The following is a 24247-nucleotide window of genomic DNA, read 5'->3' on the forward strand; positions in this document are numbered from 1 at the left end:
GGTGTCACGTACGCCGGAACAGGCCGCCGCGGCGGTGGGCGACCGGGCGCGAGAGCGAGTTGGCGAGCCGCCCCACCATGTCATCGGACGTGACGTCCCGGGCCATCCGGGGGATCAGCGAGGCACCGAATTCGGCCATGCGTTCGTCGTGGGTGTCGTACTGCGCGCGCGCCTGCACGGCGTCCGGGGCGAGTACGGCGTCCGGGCCGACCATCCGGGAGATGAGCGAGGTGTCGAAGACGGGCAGCAGCCGCCGGAGCTGTTCCGCGTCGAGCGAGGTGCCGTGGTCGAACCACTCGTGGCACAGCTCGTGCAGGATGACATGCTGGGTCTGGTAGGCGGTGGGGCGCCGGCGGTACAGCACGAAGCTGGTGTCCCCGCTCTTCAGGCGCAGCCCACAGGCGGCGTTGACACGCGCCAGCCGGTCGGGCATCTCGTGCAGCACGATGGTCCGGCCCCGGGCCGCCTCCATGTTGGCCACCAGGCCGGGCAGGGAGAACGGCGAGGGCAGCGGCAGCTCCGCGAGCCCCTCCTCGCACTCCCGCCGCAACTTCCGCAGGGACATGGCTCAGCCCTGCTGTCCGCCGCCGGCCGGGGGCGTGCGCTCCTCGGCGTCCCGCAGCAGGGACATCGCGAACCGCAGCAGTTCCGGCGGCAGCCCGTCCTCGTCGAGCCCGCGCCCGGCGAGCCCGCTGATCTCGCCCGTCCGCCGCTTCGCGAGGAACTGGAGCCCGGCCACGACGTCGTCCACGACCTCGGACTCCTCCTTGAAGAACCGCCAGTCCACGCCGAAGCCCAGGCCGAGCGCCTTCAGGATCTCCTCGGACGGCTGGGTCACCTTGCCGGCCAGGATGTTGGAGAAGTAGCTGTGGGAGAGCGATCCGCCGCGCTCCCTGACCAGGTCGGCGAAGAACCGGCCCGAGATCTTCCGGCCGGGGAAGGTCTTCTCGACCATGTACTCGACCTTCTGGCGCAGCGTCCGCAGCTCCGGCGCGCGCTCTACGCCGTTGTCCATCCGGCCCCCACGTTCACGTCCGCCGCGGACCCCTGTCCGGCCCCCGGGCGGCGCTCGATTCGGTCAACGGGCTCGTACTGTAACGAACCGCGGACCGCGCCCTTCCGGTCGGGCTGCCGGAGCGAAAGGGAAGCGGAACAATCTGATCCGGTGCCCGGAGCGGGCTTGCGCAAACACTCTACGTCACTGTTAACTCGAAAAAACATGGGCAGGGGGCCACGAGGGGAGTCCCTTGCCCGTGAAGACGCCGGTGTGCGCCGCCGCTGCGCACGCCCGCAAAGGGGTGTAGCCCTTCACGACGGGGGATGCGTGAAGGGCTACCCGCACATTATGGCCCCTGCCCGGGCTGTCATCAACTGACCGGCCGGTCAGTGTCCTTGTTCAGGGCGTGTTTTTCGGGCCCCGCGCCCCGCACCCGCCCCGGTTACCATCGGAAAGAGCCGCGGGACGCCGCGCATCCCCAGACGAAAAGGTTCCGCTTGAGCCGCGACCGCACCCCCCGACCGAACGACCGCTCCTCCCGCTCCCGGGGCCAGGGTGCCCCGGGCTCCCGCGCGGGCGGCGGCTTCCGCACCCGGGGCGCCGGCCGCCCCGGAGCCCCCGACCGCCGCTTCGGCGGGAAGGGCGGCAAGCCCGTGGCGCGGCAGGGCGAGTACGAGCTGCCGCGGACCGAGACCCCGCCGCTGCCCCCCGTCGCGGCCTTCGCCGACCTGGACCTGCCCGACGCCGTACTGGCGGCGCTGACCGCGCAGGGCGTCACCGAGCCGTTCCCGATCCAGGCGGCCACCCTGCCGAACGCGCTGGCCGGGCGCGATGTGCTGGGCCGGGGCCGCACCGGCTCCGGGAAGACCCTCGCCTTCGGCCTGGCGGTGCTGGCGCGCACGCCGGGGCACCGCGCGGAGGCCCGGCATCCGCGCGCCCTGATCCTGGTCCCCACCCGCGAGCTGGCCCAGCAGGTGACCGCCGCGCTGACCCCGTACGCGAAGCCGCTGCGGGTGCGCCTGGCGACCGTCGTCGGCGGGATGTCGATCGGCCGCCAGACGGCGGCGCTGCGCGGGGGCACGGACGTCGTCGTCGCCACGCCGGGCCGCCTCAAGGACCTCATCGAGCGCGGCGACTGCGTGCTGGACCGGGTCGAGGTGACGGTGCTGGACGAGGCGGACCAGATGGCCGATCTGGGCTTCATGCCCCAGGTCACCCAGCTGCTCAACCAGATCCCGTCGGCCGGCCAGCGCATGCTGTTCTCGGCGACCCTGGACCGCGACGTCGACCTGCTCGTCCGGCGCTATCTGAACGACCCGGTCGTCCACTCGGTGGACCCGGCCGCGGGCGCCGTGACGACGATGGAGCACCACGTGCTCTACGTACGGCCCTCCGACAAGTTCGCCACCACGACGGAGATCGCGGCGCGCGACGGCCGGGTGCTCATGTTCCTGGACACCAAGCAGGCGGTGGACGAGCTGACCGCCCATCTCCTCAACAGCGGGGTCCGGGCGGCCGCCCTGCACGGCGGGAAGGCGCAGCCGGAGCGCAACCGCACCCTGGAGCGCTTCAAGACCGGGCACGTCTCGGTCCTGGTCGCGACCAACGTCGCGGCGCGCGGCATCCACATCGACAACCTGGACCTCGTCGTCAACGTCGATCCGCCGGCCGATCACAAGGACTACCTGCACCGGGGCGGTCGTACCGCCCGGGCCGGGGAGTCCGGCAGCGTCGTCACGCTGGTGCTGCCCAGCCAGCGCCGCGACATGACCCGGCTGATGGCCGACGCGGGCATCACCCCGCAGATCGCGGAGGTCCGCTCCGGCGGCGAGGAGCTGAGCCGGATCACCGGCGCGCAGGCCCCCTCCGGCGTGCCCGTCACCATCACCGCGCCGCCCTCCGAGCGCCGGGTCAGGCCCAGAGGGCCTCGGCGAGCGTGACGCCCGCGAAGGCCGCGCCGAGCCCCGCGACGACGCTGACCACGACGTTGGCCGCCGCGTAGAACCCGGCCCCGTCCTCCGCGAGCCGCAGCGTCTCGTAGCTGAACGTGGAGTACGTGGTCAGCGCCCCGCAGAGCCCGGTCCCGAGCAGCAGCTGAAGGTGCGAGGAGGCCGCCCCGGCCGCCACCGCGCCGGTCAGCGTGCCCAGGATCAGGCAGCCGGTCACGTTGACGGCGAACGTCCCCCACGGGAAGACCGTGTCGTGGCGGGACTGCACGGCCCGGTCGGTGAGATAGCGCATCGGGGCGCCGACCGCCGCTCCGGCGATCACGAGCAGCCAGTTCACTCCTGGTCCCCCTGTATTCCGGGGCTCCGTACGATCTCGCAGGCGTCCAGCGTGACCGGGCAGCCGTTGGTCAGCTCGGCGATCTCCGGCAGGAATCCCCGTACCGCCTCCTCCGCGTCCACGATCACCACCGCCACCGGCAGGTCCTCGCTCAGGGACAGCAGCCGCTGGGTGTGGATCATCGAGGTGGCGCCGAAGCCCTCGATGCCCCGGAAGACGCTGGCGCCGGACAGCCCGGCGGCGTGCGCCCGGTGCACGATCTCCGTGTAGACGGGCCGGTGGTGCCAGTTGTCGGACTCGCCGACCAGCACGGTCAGGCGCAGCCCCGGTTCGGTCATGGGTGTCGTCATGCCTTCCTCCACGCCAGTACGCGGCGCGTCAGCCACACCGCGCTCCACACCGCCGCGAGAGCCGCGAGCAGTGTTACTCCGAGATAGACCAGTCCGGTGCCGGCCCGGTCCTCGGCCACGAGCTGTTCGATGTCGACCGCGTACGTCGAGAAGGTGGTGAACCCGCCGAGGACCCCGGTCCCGAAGAACGGTCTCACCAGCCGGTGCGCCGCCCACACCTCGCTGATCACCACCATGAACACGCCGATGACCGCGCAGCCGATCACGTTGACCACGAGGGTCGTCCAGGGGAAGCCGCCGGCCGCGGTGGGCCGGAGGAGCCCGGCGCCGTAGCGGGCGCAGGCGCCGGTCGCGCCGCCGAGCGCGACCACGGCGACGACGGCGGTCTGCGGGTTCTTCGTGAGGATGCCGGGCATACGTCTCCTACCTGCCGGGGCGCCCGTCGGTTACGGGCACACGTCTGCGCAAGTAGGGACCGTTGGCGGCGCATGAGCGCTCGCGGTTCGGGTACGGCGGGCCCCACCGCCGCGCAGTGGCCGTCACCGGCCCGCTGCTGCCCCCAGGATATCGCCGGAGCGGGCCCGTCCGGACGCGGCCAGGCGCTATTCCCCGTCCGGGACGATTTCACCCGATCGGCCACCTCATCTGCGGGCCCGGCGGGATAGCCGCAGGGTGGAGCCATGTGGCCCCACCGAATATGGCTGGGTGCCGCGGTCCTCCCGCTGGCTCTGCTGGTGCCGCGGGACGCCCCGGTGCCCCACATCCTGGCCGAGCCGCCCGCCGCCCCCCGACCGCGGGCGGTGGCCGCGCCGCAGCCCGTGATCGTCAGCCGGACGGCCTGGCACGCGGACGAGTCCATCGTCCGGGAGCGAGCCGTCTACACGGGCGCCGTCCGCGCGGTCTTCGTCCACCACACGGGCGAGACGAACGACTACGACTGCGCCGAGGCGCCCGAGCTGATCCGGAACGTCGAGGAGGCCCACATCAAGGGCCGGGGCTGGGACGACATCGGCTACAACTTCCTGGTCGACCGGTGCGGCACGATCTACGAGGGCCGGGCAGGCGGCATCACGCGCTCGGTGCGCGGCGCCCACACGACCGGCTTCAACGCGGACAGCGTGGGCATCGCGGTGCTCGGCGACTACCGCGACGGCGAGAGGGTCCCGGCCCCCGTCGTGCGAGCCCTGGCGACCCTCGCGGCGTGGAAGCTGCGCCCCGGCGAGGACCCGCGCGGCAAGGTGCGGCTGCGCTCGACCAATGACGCGAGCCGCTACCCCAAGGGCGAGGTGGCGGTGCTGAACGTCATCTCCGGCCACCGCGACACGTACCAGACGAGCTGCCCCGGCCAGGCGCTGTACGACGAGCTGCCGGAGATCAGGTCGATGGCGGCGACCATGCGCGCGGCGGCCGGGCGCGAGGGCGAGACGGATACGGAGGACGCCGGGAATACGCACTAGTGCATAAAGTGTTTGACGCTAGTACGTACGAGGGTAGGGTGGCGGGCATGACCGCCAAGCGCCCCCTCCCCGTGACCCTGGCCGGCCGCCATGTCCGCGTCGAACCGCTCGCCCCGGCCCACCTGGACGACCTCTTCGCCGCCGGCGGGGACGACGACGAGGTCTGGCGCTGGCTCGGCGGGCCGGTCCCCCGCACCCGGGAGGACATGGAGGCCGCGCTCGCCGCGATGCTCGCGAACGCGTCGTACGTCCCCTTCGCCGTCGTCCACCTGGCCACCGGGCGGGCCATCGGCTGGACGTCCTTCCTGGACGTCGACGCGGCGCACGAGCGCCTGGAGATCGGCTCGACCTGGTACGGCCGCGCGTACTGGCGCTCGGCGGTGAACACGGAGACCAAGCTGCTCCTGCTCACCCACGCCTTCGAGGATCTGGGCATGGGCCGCGTCCAGTTGAAGACCGACCACCTCAACGAGCGCTCCCAGAAGGCGATCGCCCGCCTCGGCGCCCGCCACGAGGGCGTCCTGCGCCGCCACCGCCGCCGCCCGGATGGGAGTTGGCGCGACACGGTGTACTTCTCGCTGCTCGCGGACGAGTGGCCGGAGGCGAAGGCGCGCCTGGCGGCGCGGCTCTGACGGGTCAGACGGTGCGCGGGACCGGGGCGGTGCGCGCCCGGCCGGGAGGAGATCGTGGACTGGCGCGGGGCCACCGTTCAGCGATATCTCGCCGCTCCCGAAACGCGGTTCGGGTCCACCGGCCGGTGGACCCCCGGTTCACCGGCCGGTGGACCCCCGGTTCCATCAGTCGAGGCTGCCGGACGCACCCCCCTCCGCAACAGCATGGAGGGCATGAGACTTCGCCCCGTACACCTGGCCCGGTGGAGCGCCCGGCACCCCTGGCGCGCGATCGCCGGATGGTTCCTCTTCGTCCTCCTCTGCCTCGGGGCCGGCATCGCGTCGGGCTCCAACGCGGCCACCACCAAGGACTTCCGGGTCGGCGAGGCCGGTCACGCCGAGTCGCCGGCCACCGGCACCATCCGCGTCGTCGCGGCCGTGCTCAGCTCGCTCACCGTGCTGCCCGCGCTGCTGGTCAAGCTGGGCCACCGCGCCGAGCGGCGCGCCGCCAGGAAGGCCGCCATCCACGCGGCGAGACGGTCCTGGCCCCGCGCGTCGCCCAGCGCCTGGTCGCGAAGATGCGGCGCCCGGCCCCGGTCGCCCTGACCGCCCGCGAGCCGGACGTGCTCGAAGCGGTCGCGGACGGCCTGTCGAACGCGGAGATCGGCCGCAGGCTGTTCATCGGCGAGGCCACGGTGAAGACCCACCTCCTGCGCATCTTCGCCAAGCTGGACGTCGACGACCGCACGCGCGCGATGGTGGTGGCCCTGGACACGGGCCTGCTGAAGCGCCGTTGACGCCTCAGAGCGCGTCCGGCCCCCGCTCGCCCGTGCGGACCCGGATCACCGTCTCCACGTGCTGGACCCACACCTTGCCGTCGCCGATGCGGTCCGTCCGGGCGGCCCGGACGACCGCGTCGACGGCCGTCTCCTCGTCCGCGTCGTCCACGACCGCCTCGATGCGGATCTTGGGCACCAGGTCGACGCGGTACTCGGCGCCCCGGTACACCTCGGTGTGCCCGTGCTGGCGGCCGTAACCACCGGCCTCGGTGACGGTCAGCCCCTGGACGCCGACCTCCCGGAGCGCGGTCTTGACCTCGTCCAGGCGGTGCGGGCGTATGACGGCGGTGATGAGCTTCACGATGCGGTCTTCCTGTCCCTCGGGAGCGCCGACTGCGGGGCCGCGTGGCCCAGCGCGCCGTGATCGTAGGCGCTCTCCGCGTGCAGCGTCTGGTCGAGCCCCGTGACCTCCTCCTCCGAGGAGGCGCGCAGGCCCATCAGCCGGTCGACCGCCTTGCCGATCCCGTACGTCGCGAGGAAGGTGTACGCCGCCACCGCGACCACGGCCACCGCCTGCTTCAGGAGCTGGGCCGCCCCGCCCCCGTAGAACAGGCCCTCCGCGCCGCCGGTCATCGTGGCGGTCGCGAACAGGCCGATGAGCAGGGTGCCGACGACGCCCCCGACGAGGTGCACCCCGACGACGTCGAGCGCGTCGTCGTAGCCGAAGCGGAACTTCCACGCGACCGCGTACGAGCAGACGACACCGGCCGCGAGCCCGACGGCGGCACCGCCCAGGATGGAGACCGTGCCGCAGGCCGGGGTGATCGCGACCAGCCCGGCGACCGCGCCCGACGCCGCGCCGAAGGTGGTGGGGTGTCCGTCGCGCTGCTGCTCCACGAAGAGCCAGCCGAGCAGTCCGGTGCAGCCCGCGACGACCGTGTTGAGCATCGAGGCGGCGGCCAGTCCGTTCGCGGCGAGCGCGGAGCCGCCGTTGAAGCCGAGCCAGCCGAACCAGAGCAGACCCGCGCCGAGCATCACCATCGGCAGGTTGTGCGGGCGCATCGCGTCCTTCCGGAATCCGATGCGAGGCCCCACGACGAGGGCCAGCGCCAGCCCCGACGCACCGGACGCGATCTCCACCACGAGCCCGCCCGCGAAGTCGAGCGCCCCGAGCGAGTCCTTGATCCAGCCGCCGGGCCCCCAGACCCAGTGCGCGACGGGCGCGTATACGAGCAGCGTCCACAGCGGTACGAAGACGAGCCACGCGGCGAACTTCGTACGGTCCGCCACCGCACCGCTGATCAGCGCCGCCGTGATGATCGCGAAGGTGAGCTGGAAGGTGGTGAACAGCAGGGTCGGCACTCCGCCGGTCAGCGCGTCCGGCCCGATGTCCGCCAGGCCCAGGTGCTCCAGGCCGCCGACGAGCCCGAACGCGTCGTCGCCGAAGACCAGCGAATAGCCCGCGACCAGCCAGACCACGGTGACCAGCGCGATCGAGACGAAGCTCATCATCAGCATGTTGAGGACGCTCTTCGTGCGGACCATGCCGCCGTAGAACAGCGCGAGCCCGGGGGTCATCAGCAGAACGAGGGCGGTGGCGGCGAGCAGCCAGGCGGTGTCGCCGGTGTCCAGGCCGGGCGCGGCCACGGTCACGGGGGTCACGGGGGTCCCTCCTCGGGGCGGGGAGCGGTGGGAGCGACTGCGAGCGTGACCGGCTCGCGTTTCGCCGAGGGGCCCCGTGTGTTTCCGCCGTATTTCATTGCCCGGGTGTTGCCGGGATCTCACGGTCGCGGCCTCGGGGCGCGGGCCCGCTCCGAGGCCGCACGGGCCGGGGGCAGGGGCCGCCCGTGACCGGTCTCAGCAGCCGCGCTGCGGGAAGCGGCCGAGCCCGTACACCGAGTCCAGCCGGTACGTCCCCGGCTTCCGCACGGTCAGCCGTGTCCACGCGCCGTCCTGCCGCAGACAGGCCCCGGCGGGCCCGTGCACGCGGAGCCAGGGGGAGTGGGCGACCCGTACGGTCACCGATCCGGCCCGTTCCATGCGCAGGACCAGCTCCGCGTCGCCGCCGCCGGCGACCGTGGCGGGCGGGGGCGCGAGCGGGGTCGCCTCCCGGACCCGGTAGACCGTCCAGCCGTCGTCCTCCCACACCTCGTCCAGCCACGGCAACCCGCCCCTGACCAGAGCCGCTTCGGCCTCGGCGGGTCCGTCCGGCCGCCCGTGGTGCAGGACGACGAGGCCCACGGCCCAGCGGTCGAGCCAGGCGCGGTAGCGGTCCGGGGTCAGCTCGCCCTCGTAGAAGAGGCGCCCGCGCTCGACGTCCAGCTGGCGGTTCCAGCCCCGGGCCATGTTCACGTGCGGGGCGAGGACGGCGGCCTCGCGGTGGTTGCGCGCGGGGACGACCTCGACGCGGACCCGGTCCGCGCCCAGCCGGTCGAGCGCGGCGACGACGCCCTCGGTGCGGGACGCCCAGCCCGGCACGGGGGTGGACACGCGCAGGTCGTCCACGGTCTTGTCGACGAGCCAGTACCCGGAGAGCACGAGGACGGCGGCCAGGAACCCCGTACGCACCCGCGCCCCGGCCCGGACCGTGTCGAGGACCGCCGCGCACAGTACGGGCACGGCGACCAGACCGAGCAGGCGCTCGACGTTCGTGCCGATGGGGGACGCGACGAGGAACGTCAGCACCACGCCGACCGCGTACACGACGGCCCCGTACCGCGTGACCCGCCACTTCCGCGTCCGGGGCGCCGCCGCCGCGAGCACCGCGCAGACCAGCACCGGCATCCACACCCGGTCCGCGTGTATGGGCTGCTCGCCCCGGAACGGGAACAGCAGCGTCGTCGCGCCGACGACCACGAAGAACGGGACCATCAGGACCGCGCCCGCGCGCCACCGCCGGTCGAGCAGGTACGCGGCGCTCACGACGACCAGGAAAAGCCCGGCCACCGGGCTCGCCATGGTGGCCAGCGCCCCCGCGCCGGCGGCCACCACGGCCCGGTCGACGTACCGGCAGGCGACGAGCCCGACGGCCACGCCGAGCGCGAAGGTCGTACGCCCCGACGCGACGTTGCACCACAGCGCGAAGGCGCCGAGCAGCGCGGGCGGGAGCGGGCGGCGCATCCCCGTACGGACGAAGAGGAGGGCGAGCAGCCAGGTGGCGGCGAGCCCGGAGAGGACGGACACCGTGCGGACGCCGGCGAGGGCCATCACATACGAGGAGAGGACGCTGTAGTTCGCGGTGTGCATCCCCCCGTACCAGGACAGGTTGTACGCCGATCCCGGGTGGCGCGCGGTGAACCCGGACCAGGCGAGCTGCGCGGCGAGGTCACCGCCGCCGGTGGCCAGGACGGCCGCCCACACGGCGTACAGGGGCAGCGCGACCGCGACGGAGACCAGCGGGACATGGTGGACCCGCCACCACGGCTCCCACATCGACTCGCTTGCCTCCGCGCGCACTTCTTCACCGACCACCACGTGCCAAACCCTAGAGGCTGCTCAGCAGCCTCACCTCCCCGAAACTTTCGAAATGGCTGCCATTCGGTTCGAGGGGAGCTCGTGCTTCCGTGCGCATTCTGCCCCGACGTCCGGTGAGGTGGAGGCCGTTGAGCTGCGAGGCTCCTCAACTCCCTTATGAGTAAGGGCAATCGAAGGTTTCGCAACTCATGCCGAAAGTATTGACACCCCCAGGGGCCGGTCCAACACTGAGCGCCGTCGGCAGGCCCCCGCCGACGCCTACCTGCTCACGGGACGAGGAGGACTCCCCCCATGTACGCAACCCCCGCACATCCGACGAGCCACCCCAGACCGGTGAACGGCCTACGGCTGTTCATCCGCAGCGCCTTCGCCGTGGTGATCGCCGTCGTCGCGGCGATCACCCTGCCCGGCACGGCCACCGCCGACACGACCGTCACCTCGAACCAGACGGGCACCAACAACGGCTACTACTACTCGTTCTGGACGGACAGCCCCGGCACCGTCTCCATGAACCTGGGCTCCGGCGGCAGTTACGGAACGTCCTGGAGCAACACCGGCAACTTCGTCGCGGGCAAGGGCTGGAGCACGGGCGGCCGCCGCAGCGTGACGTACTCCGGCTCCTTCAACCCCTCGGGCAACGCCTACCTGGCCCTCTACGGCTGGTCGCAGAATCCGCTGGTGGAGTACTACATCGTGGACAACTGGGGTACGTACCGGCCCACCGGGACCTTCAAGGGCACGGTCACCAGTGACGGCGGCACGTACGACATCTACGAGACGACCCGGACCAACGCCCCCTCGATCGAGGGAAACAAGACCTTCAAGCAGTACTGGAGCGTCCGCCAGTCGAAGCGGACCGGGGGCACCATCACCACCGGCAACCACTTCGACGCCTGGGCCCAGCACGGGATGAACCTCGGCAGCTTCAATTACATGATCATGGCCACCGAGGGCTACCAGAGCAGCGGCAGCTCCAGCATCACGCTGGGCAGCACGTCCGGTGGCGGCGGTGACAACGGAGGCGGCACCGGTGGCGGCAACAACGGCTGCACCGCCACCCTCTCCGCAGGCGAGAAGTGGGGCGACCGCTACAACCTCAACGTCGCGGTCTCCGGCTCCGACAACTGGACCGTGACGATGAACGTCCCGTCCCCGGAGAAGGTCCTCTCCACCTGGAACATCAGCGCCGGTTACCCCAGCGCCCAGGTGCTGACCGCCAAGCCCAACGGCAGCGGCAACAACTTCGGCGTCACCATCCAGTCCAACGGCAGTTGGACCTGGCCGACGGTCTCCTGCAGCACGGGCTGACCGTCCGGCGTGCTCCGGGGTGGCGGCGACCGCCCCGGAGCACCCGGGTGGCGGCCCGCCCTGGAGCGCCCGGGTGGCGGCGACCGCCCCGGAGCGCCCAGGCGTCGCCCGCCCGAAGCACCCCTTCAGCCGCGCACCCGCCTCACAGCACCGGCGGCCGTCCCAGCCGGGTCATCCGCCACACCGTTCGCCAGCTCATCGGCGCCCGCTCCCCGGCCGGTGTCCTGATCCCCTCGGTGAACCCGCCCCACCACGCCTTCAGCCCCGTCACCGAGCGCATCCGCAGCATGGCCAGCGTGATCCACACGCCGAGATAGACCGGGATCAGCGGCGCCGGGAGCCGCCTGCGCGCGAGCCACACCCGGTTCCGCGCGGTGAACCGGTAGTAGACGGCGTGCCGGGCCGGCGACGTCCGAGGATGCTGGAGGACGAGCGTCGGCACGTAACGGATCTCCCACCCGCCGTCCAGCGCCCGCCACGCGAGGTCCGACTCCTCGTGGCCGAAGAAGAACTCCCCCGGCCACAGCCCGATCTGCCGGAGCATCGGCATCGAGAAGGCATGCCCGCCACCCAGGAACGCGGTCACCGGCCCCCCGCGCATCGGATCGCCCGCCCGCAGCCTCGGCACCCAGCGCCGTTCGGTCCGCCCCTGCTCGTCGGCGACCCGGAATCCGATGATCCCCAGCCTCGGGTCCTCCGCGAACTGCCGCCGCACCTCGCGGAACACGTCCGTCGCGATGAGCAGCCCGTCGTCGTCCAACTCGACCACGACATCGACCTCGTCCCCGCCTCCGTCCCGCAGCAGCTCAAGCCCCACGTTCCGCCCGCCGGGGCACCCCAGATTCTCCGCGAGCGGCACCTTGGTCACCTCGGTCGCACCGGGGGCACCCGCCGCGCCGAGCACATCGGTCGAGACGTCGTCCAGCGAGGTCGCGTTGCCCACCAGCACCACGCGGGCGGCCGGAACATCCTGCTTCGCGACGGACGCGAGCAGCGCCTCCAGCTCCCGGGGTCGGGTCCCCATGGTCACGATGACAACCCCGATGCGCGGCGACAAGGTCATGGCGGCTCACTCCAGTGATCGGTGGGGTCCCGATGCTAGGGCGTTTGCGCCGGGGCCCCGCCGTCCCTCCGGTCGCCGGAGGCCGTTCCGGCCCCCGCCGGTTCCGCCTCGTCCCTCTGGTCCGCCCCCTTCAGGCCGCCGCCCCGCTGTCGATGACCAAGTCCGTGCCGACGACCGCTCCGGCGGCAGATGAGGCGAGGTACAGCACCGCGGCCGCCACCTCCTCGGCCTTCGCAAGCCTGCCGAGCGGGTTCTGTGACTTCACCCGTTCCGCCCGGTCGGCCTCGGTCTCGCCCGGGCGGAGGGACATGGGGGCGTCGGAGGCTCCCGGGCTGACGGCGTTGATGCGGATGCCCTCGTGGACGTGGTCGAGCGCCGCGGCGCGGGTCAGCGCGGAGACGGCCGCCTTCGACGTGATGTAGGCCGCGGCGTTCGGTATCCGCAGGTGCGCCCCGAGATTGGAGGCGATGTTGACGATGGTGCCGCCCCCATGGGCCCGCATGTGGGCGATCTCGTGCTTCATCGCCAGCCACACACCGGTGACGTTGGTCCGCAGCACCGCGTCCCAGTCCTCTTCGCTCACGTCCGCCGCCGGGCCGGAACCTCGCAGTATCCCGGCGTTGTTGACCGCGATATGGAGCCCTCCGAAGCGGCCCACGGCCTCTCCGACCAGGCGGCGGACCTGCTCCGAGTCGGTGACGTCGGCGACGACCGCGGCGGCCGTGCCACCGCTCGCCTCGATGAGCCGCACCGTCTCGTCCAGGGCGGCCCGGGTCCGCCCCGCGACCACCACCGACGCGCCTTCGGCGGCGAAGGCGAGCGCGGTGGCACGGCCGAGACCGGAGCCTCCGCCCGTGACGAGGACGGACCTGCCGATGAAGCGGTTCACTTCCACAACTCCTCTGTAGGGACCTGGGCGGGCCAGCGTTGAAGGCTTTTACTGGACCGATCGTTCCATTATCGCGACGTGCAAGATTGCTTCCGGCCCTGGCCGGGGTGGCGGACCGTTCGGGCGGCAGGGGTCAGTCCAGCAGCGACAGGGCCTGCTCGGCGGCCTCCCGTACGCGGGAGGGATCGCTGGACGCCTTGCCGACGACCCGTATGCCTTGGAGCAGGACGAGCAGCAAGCGGGCCAGTGCGCGCGGGTCGCGGTCCTCCGGCAACTCGCCCTGGGCCTGGGCCCGTATGAGTGCGGAGTGCAGCGGGGTTTCGAGGTGCTCCCAGCTGATCTCGACCCGGCGGGCCACCGCCGTGTCGTGGGATGCCAGCTCGGAAGCGGTGTTGGTGATCAGGCACCCGTGCAGCCGCGCCTCCAGCGATGTGGCCTCTTCCGCGAAGCGGCGCACCACGGCCCGGACCGCGGGCAGGGCCGGCCCCGGCTGGGACAGTTCCGCGAGAAGGAGCGGATCGCGCCCCTCCGCGTAACGGTCCAGCGCCTTCAGGAACAGCTCCTGCTTGTTGCCGAAGGTGGCATAGATGCTGGCCCGGCCGATGCCGAGATGTTCGACGAGGTCGGCCATCGACGTCGCTTCGTAGCCGCGCTGCCAGAACAGCTCAAGGGCCGCCTGCAGTGCGGCCTCGGGATCGAATTCCTTGGTCCTGGCCACATCGAAGAGCCTAGGCGATATTGGAACGATCGGTCAATTACCTCGTTCGGGTGGACGTCGACTGAGGCCGGTCCCACCTTCACGGTTCTCCGTATCACCGTCACGAATTCATCACTTACGGAGGATCTGACTCCCCTTGCCCCGGAGCGCACGGATACGGTCATGCCTCCACTAATCGCACCTGGGGGGACGAATGAACTGGAACAACAACACCCAACAACCCTGGGGCCCAGCACCGGAGAAGCCGTCCGGGGCGGCGTCGGGCCTGCCGGCCTGGACGCGCAAGCGCGTCGTCGTTCCGGCGGCGGTCGGCCTGTTCGTCGCCGGAGCCGTCGCGGGGAGCGCCGGCGGCGGCTCCACGGAGAACGTCGACAGCGCGACGCCCACGCCCCTCGCGACGGTCACCGTGACGGCGTCGCCGAAGGCCGGTGCCCCGGCCGGTGCCGAGCCGCCCGCGCCGAAGGGCACGACCCGGCCGGCCGACGACGAGGACGACGCGAAGGTCTCCGTACCCGACTTCGTCGGTATGGGTCTCCAGTCCGCGCAGGACGCGGCCCAGGCCAAGGGCTTCTACACCCTGACTTCGCACGACAGCGCGGGCCGGGACCGGATGCAGTTGCTCGACCGGAACTGGAAGGTCTGCTCCCAGAGCGTGGCGGCGGGCAAGTCGGTCGCCACGACGACCGAGTTGGACTTCGGTGCCGTGAAGACCGAGGAGAGCTGCCCGGCCAAGGACAAGAAGCCCCCGAAGGTGGTGGGCGACCGGATGCCCGACCTCGCGGGCAAGTCGGTGAACACCGCGCGCGAGGCGCTCGATTCCGGGACCTCACTCACGGTGAAGGACGCCGCGGAGGACCGCATGGTGCTGCTGGAGAGCAACTGGAAGGTCTGCACCCAGGTGCCGGCGGCGGGCGCGCAGCTGCACGGGCGGCCGGTCGAGATCACGGCGGTGAAGTTCGAGGAGAGCTGCCCGTAGGGCGCCCGGGCCGCCCGGCTCCGTCAGGTGCGGCCGATGGCGAGCACGAGTGAGGGGTCATCAACGCGACGCCTCCAGCGCATCGGCCCGTTCCGCGAGCCCGGCGGCCACGTCGTCCCAGTCCGGGCCGTGCAGCCAGAGGTTCTGAGCCGCCTCCCGCAGGAGCGCCGGTTCGTCCGGACGCTGCAACAGCACCAGCCGGTAGGCGAGGTTGCGTACCCACACGGGCAGGCAGCCATCCACGATGCTCGGGGCCAGTTCACGCAGCAGGGCGAGGATGGCGCCCGCGTCGGCGAACGTCAGCTCCTCGATGAAGTAGTGCTCGTGGTGTTCCAGCCCGCATACGGGGGTGGGCCCGTACTCGTCCCCGTACAGGCATCGCGCGTGGGCCGTCAGGCTGCTGTGCATGGACGCGAGGCTACGACGCGGACCGCGCCCGCCCTCAGTCCCCGCCATCGCCGCCGTCCCCGTCGAAGATCCAGCTCAGCGGGTTCCAGCCCGAGCCCGTGCTCTCGGGCAGCGACTCGCCGCCGCGTACGCGCCCGGGCGTTCCTTCCCGCTCGCGGATCAGGTCCCGTACGGTCCGGGCTATGGGGTCCCCCCCGACGGAGGCCGTCACCTCGCTGCGCGGCTGGAGCAACTCGTCCCCCGGCAGTACGTTTCCGGCCAGCCCCGTCGCCCCGACGAGCGCGGCCAACAGCCGGGCGCGCTCGTCGTCGGTCGTCCCGTGCCCCACGGCGGACACCCGCTCGCGCGCGGGCGACGTCCGGTCGTCGGGCCCCACGAGGTGGCGGCGCTGCGCGATGACCCCCAGGGCCCGGGTCCGCTCCTCGCGCAGGGCCCCGCGCGCGACGAGCCGGTGGCGCCACACCTCGTCCGTCCTGCCCGCACTGGTCTTCACGCCCGCGGTATCGCGCACCCACCGCTGGAGCTTGTGCCCCTTGCGACGGCCGGCGACCCCGGCCAGCGCCACATCGAGAAACGAGTCCCCGATCCCCGGCGCACCGGACACGACGATCTTCCCGTCCCGCACCACGACCCGCCCGGCCAGCACCAACTCGGCGGCCACGGCCCCCGCGATCCCGAGCCGCAGAGCGCGCGGCCGGCACACGACCCGCCCCTCGACGGGATCGTACGCAAGCAGCAACAACTCCTCCGGAAGCGTGAAGTGCGGTACGAACACGACGACATGACCCCCCAGGCCGCGACGGACAACACCCCATGCTCGCACGCACTCGCGAATCAGGGTCAGCGGCGGGGCGTGGAGAGGGTGACGGGCGGGGCGCCCCCGACGAGCGCCCGCACAGCCCGGCGCCGCCTCAGTCCTCGCGCGGCGGCTCCGTCGATTCCGTCGCGCGGCGGTACTCGGCGTTGATGCGCTGCGCCTCTTCCAGTTGGTCTTCCAGTACGACGATGCGGCAGGCGGCCTCGATGGGCGTGCCCTGGTCGACCAGTTCGCGGGCGCGGGCGGCGATGCGCAGTTGGTAGCGGGAGTAGCGGCGGTGGCCGCCTTCCGAACGCAGTGGGGTGATCAGACGGGCTTCGCCGATGGCGCGGAGGAAGCCTTGGCTCGTGCCGAGCATCTCGGCGGCCCGGCCCATCGTGTAGGCGGGGTAGTCGTCATCGTCAAGACGGCCGTACGAGTCGTCTGCTGTCACTTGCACCTCTCTTGTGGAACGCGTGGAGGGGCCTTGGCGCCACATGGCACCAAGGCCCCGAAGGAACTACTACACCACCTGCCGGCCCGGACACGGCACCGGCCTTCTGTATCCGCAGCTCCGACCTGACTGCTGTCGGGGGTGCGGGGATCGCGGTTGCTTGACCGGAGACCACCTCACTATCGATGTCCTGCGGTACCCGGGCGGGCCGAAGACGCCGTCCCGGTCGATCCTGATGGCGCGGGCTCCTCCGTTCTTCTTGCGGTGATCAACTTTTATCAGCGGGTACTGCGTACTGCGTTCACGGGCGCCGCGACTGCCGTGCCGACGGTCCCGCTCCGGCGGCCCCTCGCTGCGGGCCACCCGGTCCGGCTGCCAGTCCCGTCGCCGTCACAACAACCCTGGCTTCGAAACTCCACCGCCGCACCGTCCTGCGACTACGTCCACTACCGGCAGTCCGTTTCTGCCGGAGATCACTGTCTCTCTGGGTTACGAAAAAAACCCTAACCGTGCCGGTGCGCAATGTCTACTCTGGCCGCCATAGATTTTCGGGTTCACTCCAAGGAGCTAATCGCTCGCCCCCGAGGTGTCGGCCGCCCCGTGGCCGATCGCCTTGTCCGAGGGGCCAGGGGCCAGGGGACGACGGGGCGACCCGTGCATAAGATCGGCTCTCATGTCGAAGCCTGACGAGCTGCTCGTTGACGTCGCCACGCTGGTGGAGTCCGGGCACAGCAACCAGATGTCCCTGACCGTGGTCGCCGGTGGTGCCGTCATCACCGGCCGCCTGGCGCCCGAAGCCGTGTGGCGGCAGCGGGTGTCGGAGGTCCTGACGGACTCGGCCCGCCTGGGCGAGTTCTCCGCCATGTTCACCGCTACGGCCGGGAGGGAGGGGCCGCCCACCTATCTGCACTTCCACATGGCGCGGATCCTCCAGGGCACGGTGGGGATCCCGGAGACGGGCGGGATGTACCGCGTCGCGATCGAGGACATCAGCGCCTGGACCATGGGCGACTTCACGTACTCCGAGCACTGACGAACCCACCGGTACGCGGAAGGGCCCGACCGGTGTGTACCGGTCGGGCCCTTCCGACTGCTCAGGTTTCGGCTCGCGCTTCCCGTCAGACGGCCGCCGGGCTGCCGAGCATCGCGGAGGCGTGCTGGAGCGGGCTGACGGCCGGGGCGTGCGTGGCCGTCCGGGGAGCGCTGTGGCAGGTGAAGCCGAGCTTGGTCATCGCCCGGAGGACTTCGTCGGAGCTGAAGTCGCGGCGGTCCTGGCGGGTGACGGCCTCACCGACCTGCTTGACGGGGTAGGTGCGGCGGCCGATGGTCACGGAGTCGCCGACGACCTCCTCGGGCTTGACGCCCTTCATGGAGTCCAGGACACCGCTCTTGGTGAGCTCGAACGGGAAGCGGGCGATGACACAGCGCACGATGCCTCACAGGGAGAGAAAGGGGATGTCTCCGTGCGGAGACGTTTCAGAGGGGAGACGCTTCAGGGAGACCGGCGGGCCGCCGGCACGTGGTCTGCTCGGCCGTCAGGGCGGGCTCAGGCCGCCGCGCCCGTGACGGACCGCCGCCCGCTCCCGCGCCGACCGGCGGAGGACGCGCCGCGCTTGCGCCGCTCGGGGGCCGGCGCCGTGATCGTCACGGGGACGCCGGAGGGGGTCCGGGCACCGGTGATCCGGCTGAGCGCCGCCTCGCCGGAGCGGACCTCGGTGGTACGGGGCACGATGCCGGCGGCCGCCATGAGACGGGTCATCTCGCGCCGCTGGCCGCTGGTGACCAGGGTGACGACGCTGCCGGACTCGCCGGCCCGCGCGGTACGGCCGCCTCGGTGCAGGTAGTCCTTGTGGTCGGTCGGCGGATCCACGTTGACGACGAGGTCGAGGTGGTCGACGTGAATCCCGCGCGCCGCGACGTTCGTCGCCACCAGCACCGTGACGTGCCCGGTCTTGAACTGGGCGAGGGTGCGGGTGCGCTGCGGCTGCGACTTGCCCCCGTGCAGAGCGGCGGCACGGACCCCGCTGGCCAGGAAGTGCTGGGTGAGGCGGTCCACCGCGTGCTTGGTGTCCAGGAACATGATCACCCGGCCCTCGCGCGCCGCGATCTCCGTCGTCAGCCGGTGCTTGTCGGCACCGTGCACGTGCAGGACGTGGTGCTCCATGGTGGTGACCGCGCCCTGGGAGGGGTCCACGGAGTGGACGACGGGGTCGGTGAGGTACCGCCGGACCAGGAGGTCGACGTTACGGTCCAGAGTCGCGGAGAACAGCATGCGCTGGCCCCCGGGGCGGACCTGGTCCAGGAGCTCGGTGACCTGCGGCATGAATCCCATGTCGGCCATCTGGTCGGCCTCGTCCAGAACGGTGATCGCGACCCGGTCCAGCCGGCAGTCGCCGCGTTCGATCAGGTCCTTGAGGCGGCCGGGGGTGGCCACGACGACCTCGGTACCGCCCCGCAGCGCATGCGCCTGCCGGCCGATCGACATCCCGCCGACGACGGTGGCCAGCCGCAGCTTCGCGGCCCGGGCGTACGGGGTGAGGGCATCGGTGACCTGCTGCGCGAGCTCTCGGGTGGGTACGAGGACCAGGGCCAGCGGCTGACGGGGCTCGGCGCGCTGACCGGCGGTGCGGGCCAGCAGGGCCAGGCCGAAGGCGAGCGTCTTGCCGGAGCCGGTCCGGCCGCGGCCCAGAACGTCACGGCCCGCCAGGGAGTTCGGCAGCGTCGCCCCCTGGATGGGGAACGGCGTCGTCACCCCCTGCGCGGTGAGCGCGGCCAGCAGGCTCCCCGGCAGGTCGAGGTCGCTGAACGCCTCGACCGCGGGCAGCGCCGGGGTGATCGTCTTGGGCAGGGCGAACTCTCCCCGCATCGGGACGGGCCGCCGGCCACTCGAACGGCTCGGGACGGATGAGCCGGAGCGACGGCCTCGAACCGGACCGGACCGGCTGTTCGTGCGCGTGGGGTTCATGCTGAACCTTCCTTGATACGGCACGCATCAAGGAATTCCACAGCGAAAGAGCGGCGCGGGGAATCGCAGGCACGGACCGAATGAAATGCGAACGCGGCCGGAGGAAGCTCCGTGCCGGCGTAAGGGAAAAAATGAGGGATGGTACGCGGGAGGAAACCCGGCGTTCCCGTGGCTGTAAATCGCCAAGAAAAAGAAAGTAGCTGGGGCCCGCACCCCGAGGGATGCGGGCCCCAGCTACTTATGCGCGCCGGCGTCAGGCGGTGACGATGTTCTCGGCCGTCGGGCCCTTCTGGCCCTGGGCGATGTCGAAGGACACCTTCTGGCCCTCCTGGAGCTCGCGGAAGCCCTGGGCGGCGATGTTCGAGTAGTGGGCGAACACGTCAGGGCCGCCACCGTCCTGCTCGATGAAGCCGAAACCCTTTTCCGCGTTGAACCACTTCACGGTGCCAGTAGCCATGTCAATCTCCTTTGGGCAGTACACCGGAATCCGCACTTTACGGACCCCGTTGTCGCCGCGATGATGCCCTGCCCGGAAATGACCGGAAATACTAAGCGCCCCTCTGCGACCTACGGTCGGCCTGAGGCGCCTGAAGTTTTTTTGGGTACCACAACTGCAACTGACTCCGACCGTAGCACGTCGGGAAGGGTTTATGTGCGCCCGACATTTTCCCGCGCACGCCACAACAGAAACCCTCCTGGTACGGACCGCTAAATTCTGAGACGGCCGACAGAGGTATGGAGTGGTCCCGGCCGGTCAGGAATCGAGAAGCGCTCCCCTCGGCACGTCCCTAACGTGATGGTCATCCGTGGAACAGTCAGGAGGGACTCCATGAAGTTTCGGGCCCACGTCGAACCACCTGAGCCCATGCGGGGCCTGGAGGTCCCGCCCGAGGTGATGGCTGCGCTGGACGGGGGAGCGCGGCCGCCGGTGATCATCACGGTCAACGGGCACTCCTGGAAGAGTCGGGTCGCCCTCCTTCGCGGCCGCCACCTGCTCGGCCTCAGCAAGGCCAACCGGCAGGCCGCCGGTATCGGGACCGGCGAGGAGGTCGAGGTCGAGCTGAAGCTCGACACCGAACCCCGCGTCGTCGTGGAGCCCGCGGACTTCGCCCAGGCCCTGGACGACGAACCCGCCGCCCGCACCGCGTACGACAACCTCGCCTACAGCCACAAGCGCGAACACGTGCGCGCCATCGAGAACGCGAAGAAGCCCGAAACCCGCCAACGCCGCATCGAAAAGGCCATCACCACCCTGCGCGCCACCCAGGACGTACGCTGCCCGAACTCCCCACCTGGGCCGCCGACTGGGGCCCCAGCGTGACGACACAACGTTTTCTGTACGTCGTGGTCTGTGCCGCCGGGAGCGTTTCCGGCGGGAGGTGAGGAGCTCCAGCGAGCGGGAGACCGAGCTGGGGTTGAGGCCGCCGGCGGCTCTGCCGATCAGGGTGAAGGTGCGCTCGCCGTGACCGATGGCGCCCAGGACGGTGCGAGCTTGCGCCTCGGCGGGAAACTCGGCAGCCAGGGACCGCTCGCCGCTGACCAGGAGGGCGGAGGTCGGCCTGCGCAGGGCCAGTTCGAGGTAGTCCCACAGCCCGGCGCCCTGTGGCCATTCCTCCAGGATGAGCGGGAGACCGCCGGAGATCAGGTAGGCGTCGAAGGCGTCGGCGGGCGGCAGATCGAGCATCGTGGCGACCTCTGCCGGATTCAACGGCAGCACCACCAGTTCGGTGCCCCGCTGATCCGCGGCACTCGTACTGACCCCGGGGCAGAAGATGACGGTGCTCGACTCCTACATGAGGGGCGGAGAGATGCTGGCGGTCGAGCAGTGGTGGTCATGCCGGTCACGGCGGGCATGGAGCTGGTGACGAGAATCGAACGGCCCTGCGGTGGTAAGGCGGGCGATGGGCTGCCAATCGCCCGCGTCCGCTTCGAGCGCGACGAGAAGAGGCGGTCAGGGTGCCGCAGCGGCTCAGAGGTGATCGTCCAGGAACTTCCGTACCTCGTCGATGGTCATTGGCCCCGTGCTGTGTGCCACCGCCGCTCCCTCCTTCAGCAGGAGGCAGGTCGGGGCTCCGGTGATCCCGTATCGCTCGGTTACCGCCGGGCAACGCGTGATGTCGGTGCGGACGACCGTCAGGCGGCCCGTGTAGGCGGCGGCGATGTCGCCCACGACGACATCCATCACCCGACAGGGCTCGATTGCCTTGGGCCATGCCCCGGTGAAGTATGCGAGAACCGGAACCTTGCTTATCCCGAGGATGAAATCGAACTCCGCGTCCTCACGAGGTCGGTGAACCAGTTTCGTCATGGGAGCTCCTGACCTCACGTTTCGTACTCCATCCCATCATCCCTCGCGCGGTGTGGCAGGTCGGCCCTGGCCGGTCCTCCGACCGGCTGCCGGGAGGGAGGTACGGGCCACCGCGGTACGGCGCGTCAGCGGACCCGGAGACCGACCGCCAGCGTCAGTTCAAGGACCCGGTGTGGTGATGCGAGATCGGGAAACAGCTCCCGCAGCTGCGACATCCGGTATCGAACCGTCTGGGGATGGACGAACAACGCCGCCGCGACCTCGTCCCGCCTGCCCTGGTGCAGCAGCCACGCTCGCAACGTCTCCTCCAGCCGTCGTGCGGTTGCGGCAGGCAGGGTCTGCAACGGTGCGAGGGCTCGGGCGCGCAGGTCTGCGAACGCGTCCACGTCGGCGCTGAGCACCAGGTCGGGCAGGTGGTCCTCGGTGTCGCGAATGTCGGAGGAAAGGGAGCGCGCGCGTAGAGCTCGTGCGTACGAGGCGGACGCGCGGGTCCATGGCCGGGCCGGGCCGACCACGGCGGCGCGGTCGGTCAGCTGCCGTAGGAGACGCGATCGGTCGGCGTCGGGGACGAGGAGCACACCGGTGGCATCCGGCAGATCGTCCAGGACGAGGGTGCTCGGGTCGAGTGTCCGGTAGGCAGGCCGGGCCTGGGCGGCGGGCAGCAGGACGGCGGTCAGCGAAACCGGAGGCTGCCACCTGGCCCGTTGGCCGGAGGCCAGCAGCACGTCCGGGCCCGCGCCGCCGAGGAGGTCGCGGGCCAGGTGTTCCAGGTGGCGCTCGTGGGCTCTGCCCCGGGCGGCGAGTTCGTCGGCGTGGCCCGCGGCGCTCGCGGCGGAGAGCTCGTCGATGTAGGCGAAGGTCAGCTCGGCGAACTTTGCGACCTCGGCGGCGGGCAGACCCGCGGGTACGGCACCCGCTGCCAGACATCGCCAGGCGACCCGGGCGCCGACGCGGTAGGCGCTGAGCAGGGCGTCCATGGAACGGCCGTCGCGCACCTCGCCGCGGCCCAGCTCGTAGGCGGCGTCCCCGGCGTCGCCGCCTGTGGCATTCCCGCTCGCAAGGTCCAGGTAGTGCCCCAGGGCGGTGCGGACGGCTCTGCGGATGCTGGCGCCCATGCGGCCCGACAAGGCATGGGCGTAGGGGGGAACCTCGTCGATGATCGCCTGGACGACTTCGTCGGCGGTGGTCTTGAGCGCGCTCCGAAGGGCGGTGACCGTCGTCTCATCCAGGGTCAGTTCGCTGGCCCTCCGGATTGCATAGCTCATTTTTTGTTCCCTGCGAACAATTCAGCCGACCAGATTTACGTCCTGTGGTCAGGACTTTACGCCTGGAGGCGCAGCAAGCTGGAGTCATGACGAGTACAGCCCTCCGCGGCAGGGCGTGGAAACTGCTGGAGATGGTCACGACGCCGCTGCTGCCGTCGGACTACCTCGACCTGGTCAGCCCGCTGCGTGCGGGCGCTGACCTGTGTGGGCGCATCGAGGCCGTGCACTCCGAGACCGATGACGCCGCGACTGTCGTGATCAGGCCGGGGCGGGGCTGGCGCGGCCACACAGCCGGCCAGTACGTGAGGGTCGGGGTCGACGTCGACGGGGTGCGCCTGTGGCGTGCCTACTCCATCACCTCGCCTACAAACCGCCGGGACGGCCGTGTCACGATCACCGTGAAGGCGATCCCGGACGGCAAGGTCAGCAACCACCTGGTCCGCAGGGTGAAACCGGGCACGCTGATCCAGCTCGACCAGGCGACCGGTGACTTCGTCCTGCCGCAGGCCAAGCCCGCCAAGGTGCTCTACCTGACGGCCGGCAGCGGCATCACGCCCGTGATGGGCATGCTGCGCGATATCGAACTCGACGACGTCGTCATGGTCCACTGCGCGCCACAGCCTCAGGACGTGATCTTCCGCAAGGAACTGCACAGCCTGGTCGCGGACAAGAAGCTTCGGCTCACCGAGGTGCACACCGACACGGACGGCAAGCTCGACATCGCCCGTCTCCAAGAACTCGTGCCCGACTGGGCCGAGCGCGATACCTGGGCGTGCGGGCCCGCAGGTCTGCTCGACGCCGCCGAGGAGTACTGGAGAGAGCACGGCGTCCATGAGCGCCTGCACACCGAACGCTTCCGCCCCGGCATCGTCGTCGCCGGCGACGGCGGCGAGGTCACGTTCAGCGTCACCGGCAAGACCACCGGCGCGGACGGTGTTACGCCGTTGCTGGACATCGGCGAGGAGATCGGCGTGCTCATGCCCTCCGGGTGCCGTATGGGCATCTGCTTCGGGTGCGTCACGCCGCTCAAGGCCGGCGCTGTCCGCGACCTGCGTACCGGCGAGATCACCGAGGCCGAGCCGGGCGTCCTCATCCAGACCTGTGTGTCCGCCGCGGCGGGCCCCTGCGACATCGAACGGTAGG

Annotated in this window: 27 protein-coding genes and 3 pseudogenes; 10 read left to right on the plus strand and 20 right to left on the minus strand. The window is 71.2% G+C overall.

The window, feature by feature from the left end:
• Window positions 1–4: 4 nt before the first annotated feature.
• Entirely contained in the window at window positions 5–565 is a 561-nt protein-coding gene (locus OG867_RS16540; RefSeq protein WP_328901046.1) for a toxin, read from the minus strand.
• Between the two features lie 3 nt (window positions 566–568).
• The gene (locus OG867_RS16545; RefSeq protein ID WP_406286192.1) at window positions 569–1015 is read right to left on the minus strand and encodes a hypothetical protein; all 447 of its coding nucleotides are present in this window, start codon (window positions 1013–1015) and stop codon (window positions 569–571) included.
• A 479-nt stretch (window positions 1016–1494) separates the two neighbouring features.
• On the opposite strand from OG867_RS16545, the gene OG867_RS16550 reads away from it, so the two are divergent.
• Window positions 1495–2937: a DEAD/DEAH box helicase gene (locus OG867_RS16550; RefSeq protein WP_328901044.1), complete on the plus strand. Its 1443-nt coding sequence runs from the start codon at window positions 1495–1497 to the stop codon at window positions 2935–2937.
• Here OG867_RS16550 and crcB (OG867_RS16555) read toward each other — a convergent pair.
• The 3 genes from crcB (OG867_RS16555) to crcB (OG867_RS16565) are packed head-to-tail and all read right to left on the minus strand — an operon-like array spanning window position 2909 to window position 4049.
• Window positions 2909–3283, minus strand: a complete 375-nt coding sequence (gene crcB, locus OG867_RS16555; protein WP_328901043.1) for a fluoride efflux transporter CrcB — start codon at window positions 3281–3283, stop codon at window positions 2909–2911. The two genes, OG867_RS16550 and crcB (OG867_RS16555), sit on opposite strands and share 29 nt — an antisense overlap.
• Window positions 3280–3633 (minus strand): DUF190 domain-containing protein, encoded by a 354-nt coding sequence (locus OG867_RS16560; RefSeq protein ID WP_328901042.1) that lies wholly within the window; start codon window positions 3631–3633, stop codon window positions 3280–3282. Before OG867_RS16560 ends, crcB (OG867_RS16555) begins: the two co-directional genes overlap by 4 nt.
• Window positions 3630–4049: a fluoride efflux transporter CrcB gene (gene crcB, locus OG867_RS16565; RefSeq protein WP_406286194.1), complete on the minus strand. Its 420-nt coding sequence runs from the start codon at window positions 4047–4049 to the stop codon at window positions 3630–3632. Before crcB (OG867_RS16565) ends, OG867_RS16560 begins: the two co-directional genes overlap by 4 nt.
• A 264-nt stretch (window positions 4050–4313) precedes the next feature.
• Here crcB (OG867_RS16565) and OG867_RS16570 point away from each other — a divergent pair, with 264 nt between their 5' ends.
• The 4 genes and pseudogenes from OG867_RS16570 to OG867_RS16585 all read left to right on the plus strand — a co-directional run.
• Window positions 4314–5090 (plus strand): peptidoglycan recognition protein, encoded by a 777-nt coding sequence (locus OG867_RS16570; RefSeq protein WP_406286196.1) that lies wholly within the window; start codon window positions 4314–4316, stop codon window positions 5088–5090.
• A 47-nt stretch (window positions 5091–5137) separates the two neighbouring features.
• A complete protein-coding gene (locus OG867_RS16575; RefSeq protein WP_406286198.1) occupies window positions 5138–5722 on the plus strand; it encodes a GNAT family N-acetyltransferase in 585 nt (194 codons plus the stop codon).
• Between the two features lie 213 nt (window positions 5723–5935).
• Window positions 5936–6115 (plus strand): annotated as a pseudogene (locus OG867_RS16580) (hypothetical protein); the annotation flags it as partial.
• Between the two features lie 113 nt (window positions 6116–6228).
• Window positions 6229–6498: pseudogene (locus OG867_RS16585) on the plus strand (LuxR C-terminal-related transcriptional regulator); the annotation flags it as partial.
• Between the two features lie 4 nt (window positions 6499–6502).
• On the opposite strand, the gene OG867_RS16590 reads toward OG867_RS16585, so the two are convergent.
• From OG867_RS16590 to OG867_RS16600, 3 genes are all read right to left on the minus strand, one after another.
• Window positions 6503–6841 (minus strand): P-II family nitrogen regulator, encoded by a 339-nt coding sequence (locus OG867_RS16590; RefSeq protein ID WP_406286200.1) that lies wholly within the window; start codon window positions 6839–6841, stop codon window positions 6503–6505.
• Complete coding sequence (locus OG867_RS16595) at window positions 6838–8142, minus strand: ammonium transporter (RefSeq protein WP_406286202.1); 1305 nt, start codon at window positions 8140–8142, stop codon at window positions 6838–6840. Before OG867_RS16595 ends, OG867_RS16590 begins: the two co-directional genes overlap by 4 nt.
• Window positions 8143–8337: 195 nt before the next feature.
• Window positions 8338–9912 carry a hypothetical protein gene (locus OG867_RS16600; protein ID WP_406290983.1) on the minus strand — a complete coding sequence of 525 codons (1575 nt, stop codon included), beginning with the start codon at window positions 9910–9912 and terminating at the stop codon, window positions 8338–8340.
• 333 nt (window positions 9913–10245) lie between these two features.
• Here OG867_RS16600 and OG867_RS16605 point away from each other — a divergent pair, with 333 nt between their 5' ends.
• Entirely contained in the window at window positions 10246–11262 is a 1017-nt protein-coding gene (locus OG867_RS16605) for a glycoside hydrolase family 11 protein (protein ID WP_406286204.1), read from the plus strand.
• A 142-nt stretch (window positions 11263–11404) separates the two neighbouring features.
• Here the strand turns inward: OG867_RS16605 and OG867_RS16610 are convergent, their stop codons facing one another.
• From OG867_RS16610 to OG867_RS16620, 3 genes are all read right to left on the minus strand, one after another.
• Window positions 11405–12325 carry a glycosyltransferase family 2 protein gene (locus OG867_RS16610; RefSeq protein ID WP_406286206.1) on the minus strand — a complete coding sequence of 307 codons (921 nt, stop codon included), beginning with the start codon at window positions 12323–12325 and terminating at the stop codon, window positions 11405–11407.
• A 130-nt stretch (window positions 12326–12455) separates the two neighbouring features.
• Window positions 12456–13214, minus strand: coding sequence for an SDR family NAD(P)-dependent oxidoreductase (locus tag OG867_RS16615; protein ID WP_406286208.1), 759 nt, complete (start codon window positions 13212–13214; stop codon window positions 12456–12458).
• Between the two features lie 133 nt (window positions 13215–13347).
• Window positions 13348–13932, minus strand: a complete 585-nt coding sequence (locus OG867_RS16620) for a TetR family transcriptional regulator (protein WP_328901027.1) — start codon at window positions 13930–13932, stop codon at window positions 13348–13350.
• A gap of 193 nt (window positions 13933–14125) precedes the next feature.
• Between OG867_RS16620 and OG867_RS16625 the strand changes: the two genes are divergently transcribed.
• Window positions 14126–14908 (plus strand): hypothetical protein, encoded by a 783-nt coding sequence (locus tag OG867_RS16625; RefSeq protein ID WP_406286210.1) that lies wholly within the window; start codon window positions 14126–14128, stop codon window positions 14906–14908.
• A gap of 60 nt (window positions 14909–14968) precedes the next feature.
• Here the strand turns inward: OG867_RS16625 and OG867_RS16630 are convergent, their stop codons facing one another.
• The 3 genes from OG867_RS16630 to OG867_RS16640 form a co-directional block, all read right to left on the minus strand.
• Entirely contained in the window at window positions 14969–15316 is a 348-nt protein-coding gene (locus tag OG867_RS16630; RefSeq protein WP_406286212.1) for a hypothetical protein, read from the minus strand.
• Between the two features lie 34 nt (window positions 15317–15350).
• The gene (locus tag OG867_RS16635) at window positions 15351–16091 is read right to left on the minus strand and encodes a GPP34 family phosphoprotein (protein ID WP_406286214.1); all 741 of its coding nucleotides are present in this window, start codon (window positions 16089–16091) and stop codon (window positions 15351–15353) included.
• A 136-nt stretch (window positions 16092–16227) separates the two neighbouring features.
• Complete coding sequence (locus OG867_RS16640; RefSeq protein ID WP_328901023.1) at window positions 16228–16566, minus strand: MerR family transcriptional regulator; 339 nt, start codon at window positions 16564–16566, stop codon at window positions 16228–16230.
• Window positions 16567–17239: 673 nt separating this feature from the next.
• Here OG867_RS16640 and OG867_RS16645 point away from each other — a divergent pair.
• Window positions 17240–17599: a hypothetical protein gene (locus OG867_RS16645; protein ID WP_328901022.1), complete on the plus strand. Its 360-nt coding sequence runs from the start codon at window positions 17240–17242 to the stop codon at window positions 17597–17599.
• A gap of 85 nt (window positions 17600–17684) precedes the next feature.
• Here OG867_RS16645 and OG867_RS16650 read toward each other — a convergent pair whose 3' ends face one another.
• The 3 genes from OG867_RS16650 to OG867_RS16660 all read right to left on the minus strand — a co-directional run bounded on the left by OG867_RS16650 (window position 17685) and on the right by OG867_RS16660 (window position 19988).
• Window positions 17685–17996 (minus strand): SCO5918 family protein, encoded by a 312-nt coding sequence (locus tag OG867_RS16650; RefSeq protein ID WP_328901021.1) that lies wholly within the window; start codon window positions 17994–17996, stop codon window positions 17685–17687.
• Between the two features lie 116 nt (window positions 17997–18112).
• Entirely contained in the window at window positions 18113–19531 is a 1419-nt protein-coding gene (locus tag OG867_RS16655; protein WP_406286217.1) for a DEAD/DEAH box helicase, read from the minus strand.
• A gap of 253 nt (window positions 19532–19784) precedes the next feature.
• Window positions 19785–19988: a cold-shock protein gene (locus tag OG867_RS16660; protein ID WP_020113641.1), complete on the minus strand. Its 204-nt coding sequence runs from the start codon at window positions 19986–19988 to the stop codon at window positions 19785–19787.
• Window positions 19989–20360: 372 nt separating this feature from the next.
• Between OG867_RS16660 and OG867_RS16665 the strand changes: the two genes are divergently transcribed.
• Window positions 20361–20852, plus strand: coding sequence for a YdeI/OmpD-associated family protein (locus OG867_RS16665; RefSeq protein ID WP_406286220.1), 492 nt, complete (start codon window positions 20361–20363; stop codon window positions 20850–20852).
• Window positions 20853–20900: 48 nt separating this feature from the next.
• Here OG867_RS16665 and OG867_RS16670 read toward each other — a convergent pair.
• From OG867_RS16670 to OG867_RS16680, 3 genes and pseudogenes are all read right to left on the minus strand, one after another.
• Window positions 20901–21269, minus strand: a pseudogene (locus tag OG867_RS16670) (ATP-binding protein); the annotation flags it as partial.
• Between the two features lie 231 nt (window positions 21270–21500).
• Window positions 21501–21839, minus strand: a complete 339-nt coding sequence (locus OG867_RS16675; RefSeq protein WP_406286223.1) for a thioredoxin family protein — start codon at window positions 21837–21839, stop codon at window positions 21501–21503.
• 125 nt (window positions 21840–21964) lie between these two features.
• Window positions 21965–23104: a PucR family transcriptional regulator gene (locus tag OG867_RS16680; RefSeq protein WP_406286226.1), complete on the minus strand. Its 1140-nt coding sequence runs from the start codon at window positions 23102–23104 to the stop codon at window positions 21965–21967.
• A 131-nt stretch (window positions 23105–23235) separates the two neighbouring features.
• On the opposite strand from OG867_RS16680, the gene OG867_RS16685 reads away from it, so the two are divergent.
• Window positions 23236–24246, plus strand: a complete 1011-nt coding sequence (locus OG867_RS16685; protein WP_406290986.1) for a ferredoxin reductase — start codon at window positions 23236–23238, stop codon at window positions 24244–24246.
• Window position 24247: the final 1 nt, after the last annotated feature.

It is taken from the genome of Streptomyces sp. NBC_00209, from assembly GCF_045206345.1.
GTDB lineage: Bacteria > Actinomycetota > Actinomycetes > Streptomycetales > Streptomycetaceae > Streptomyces.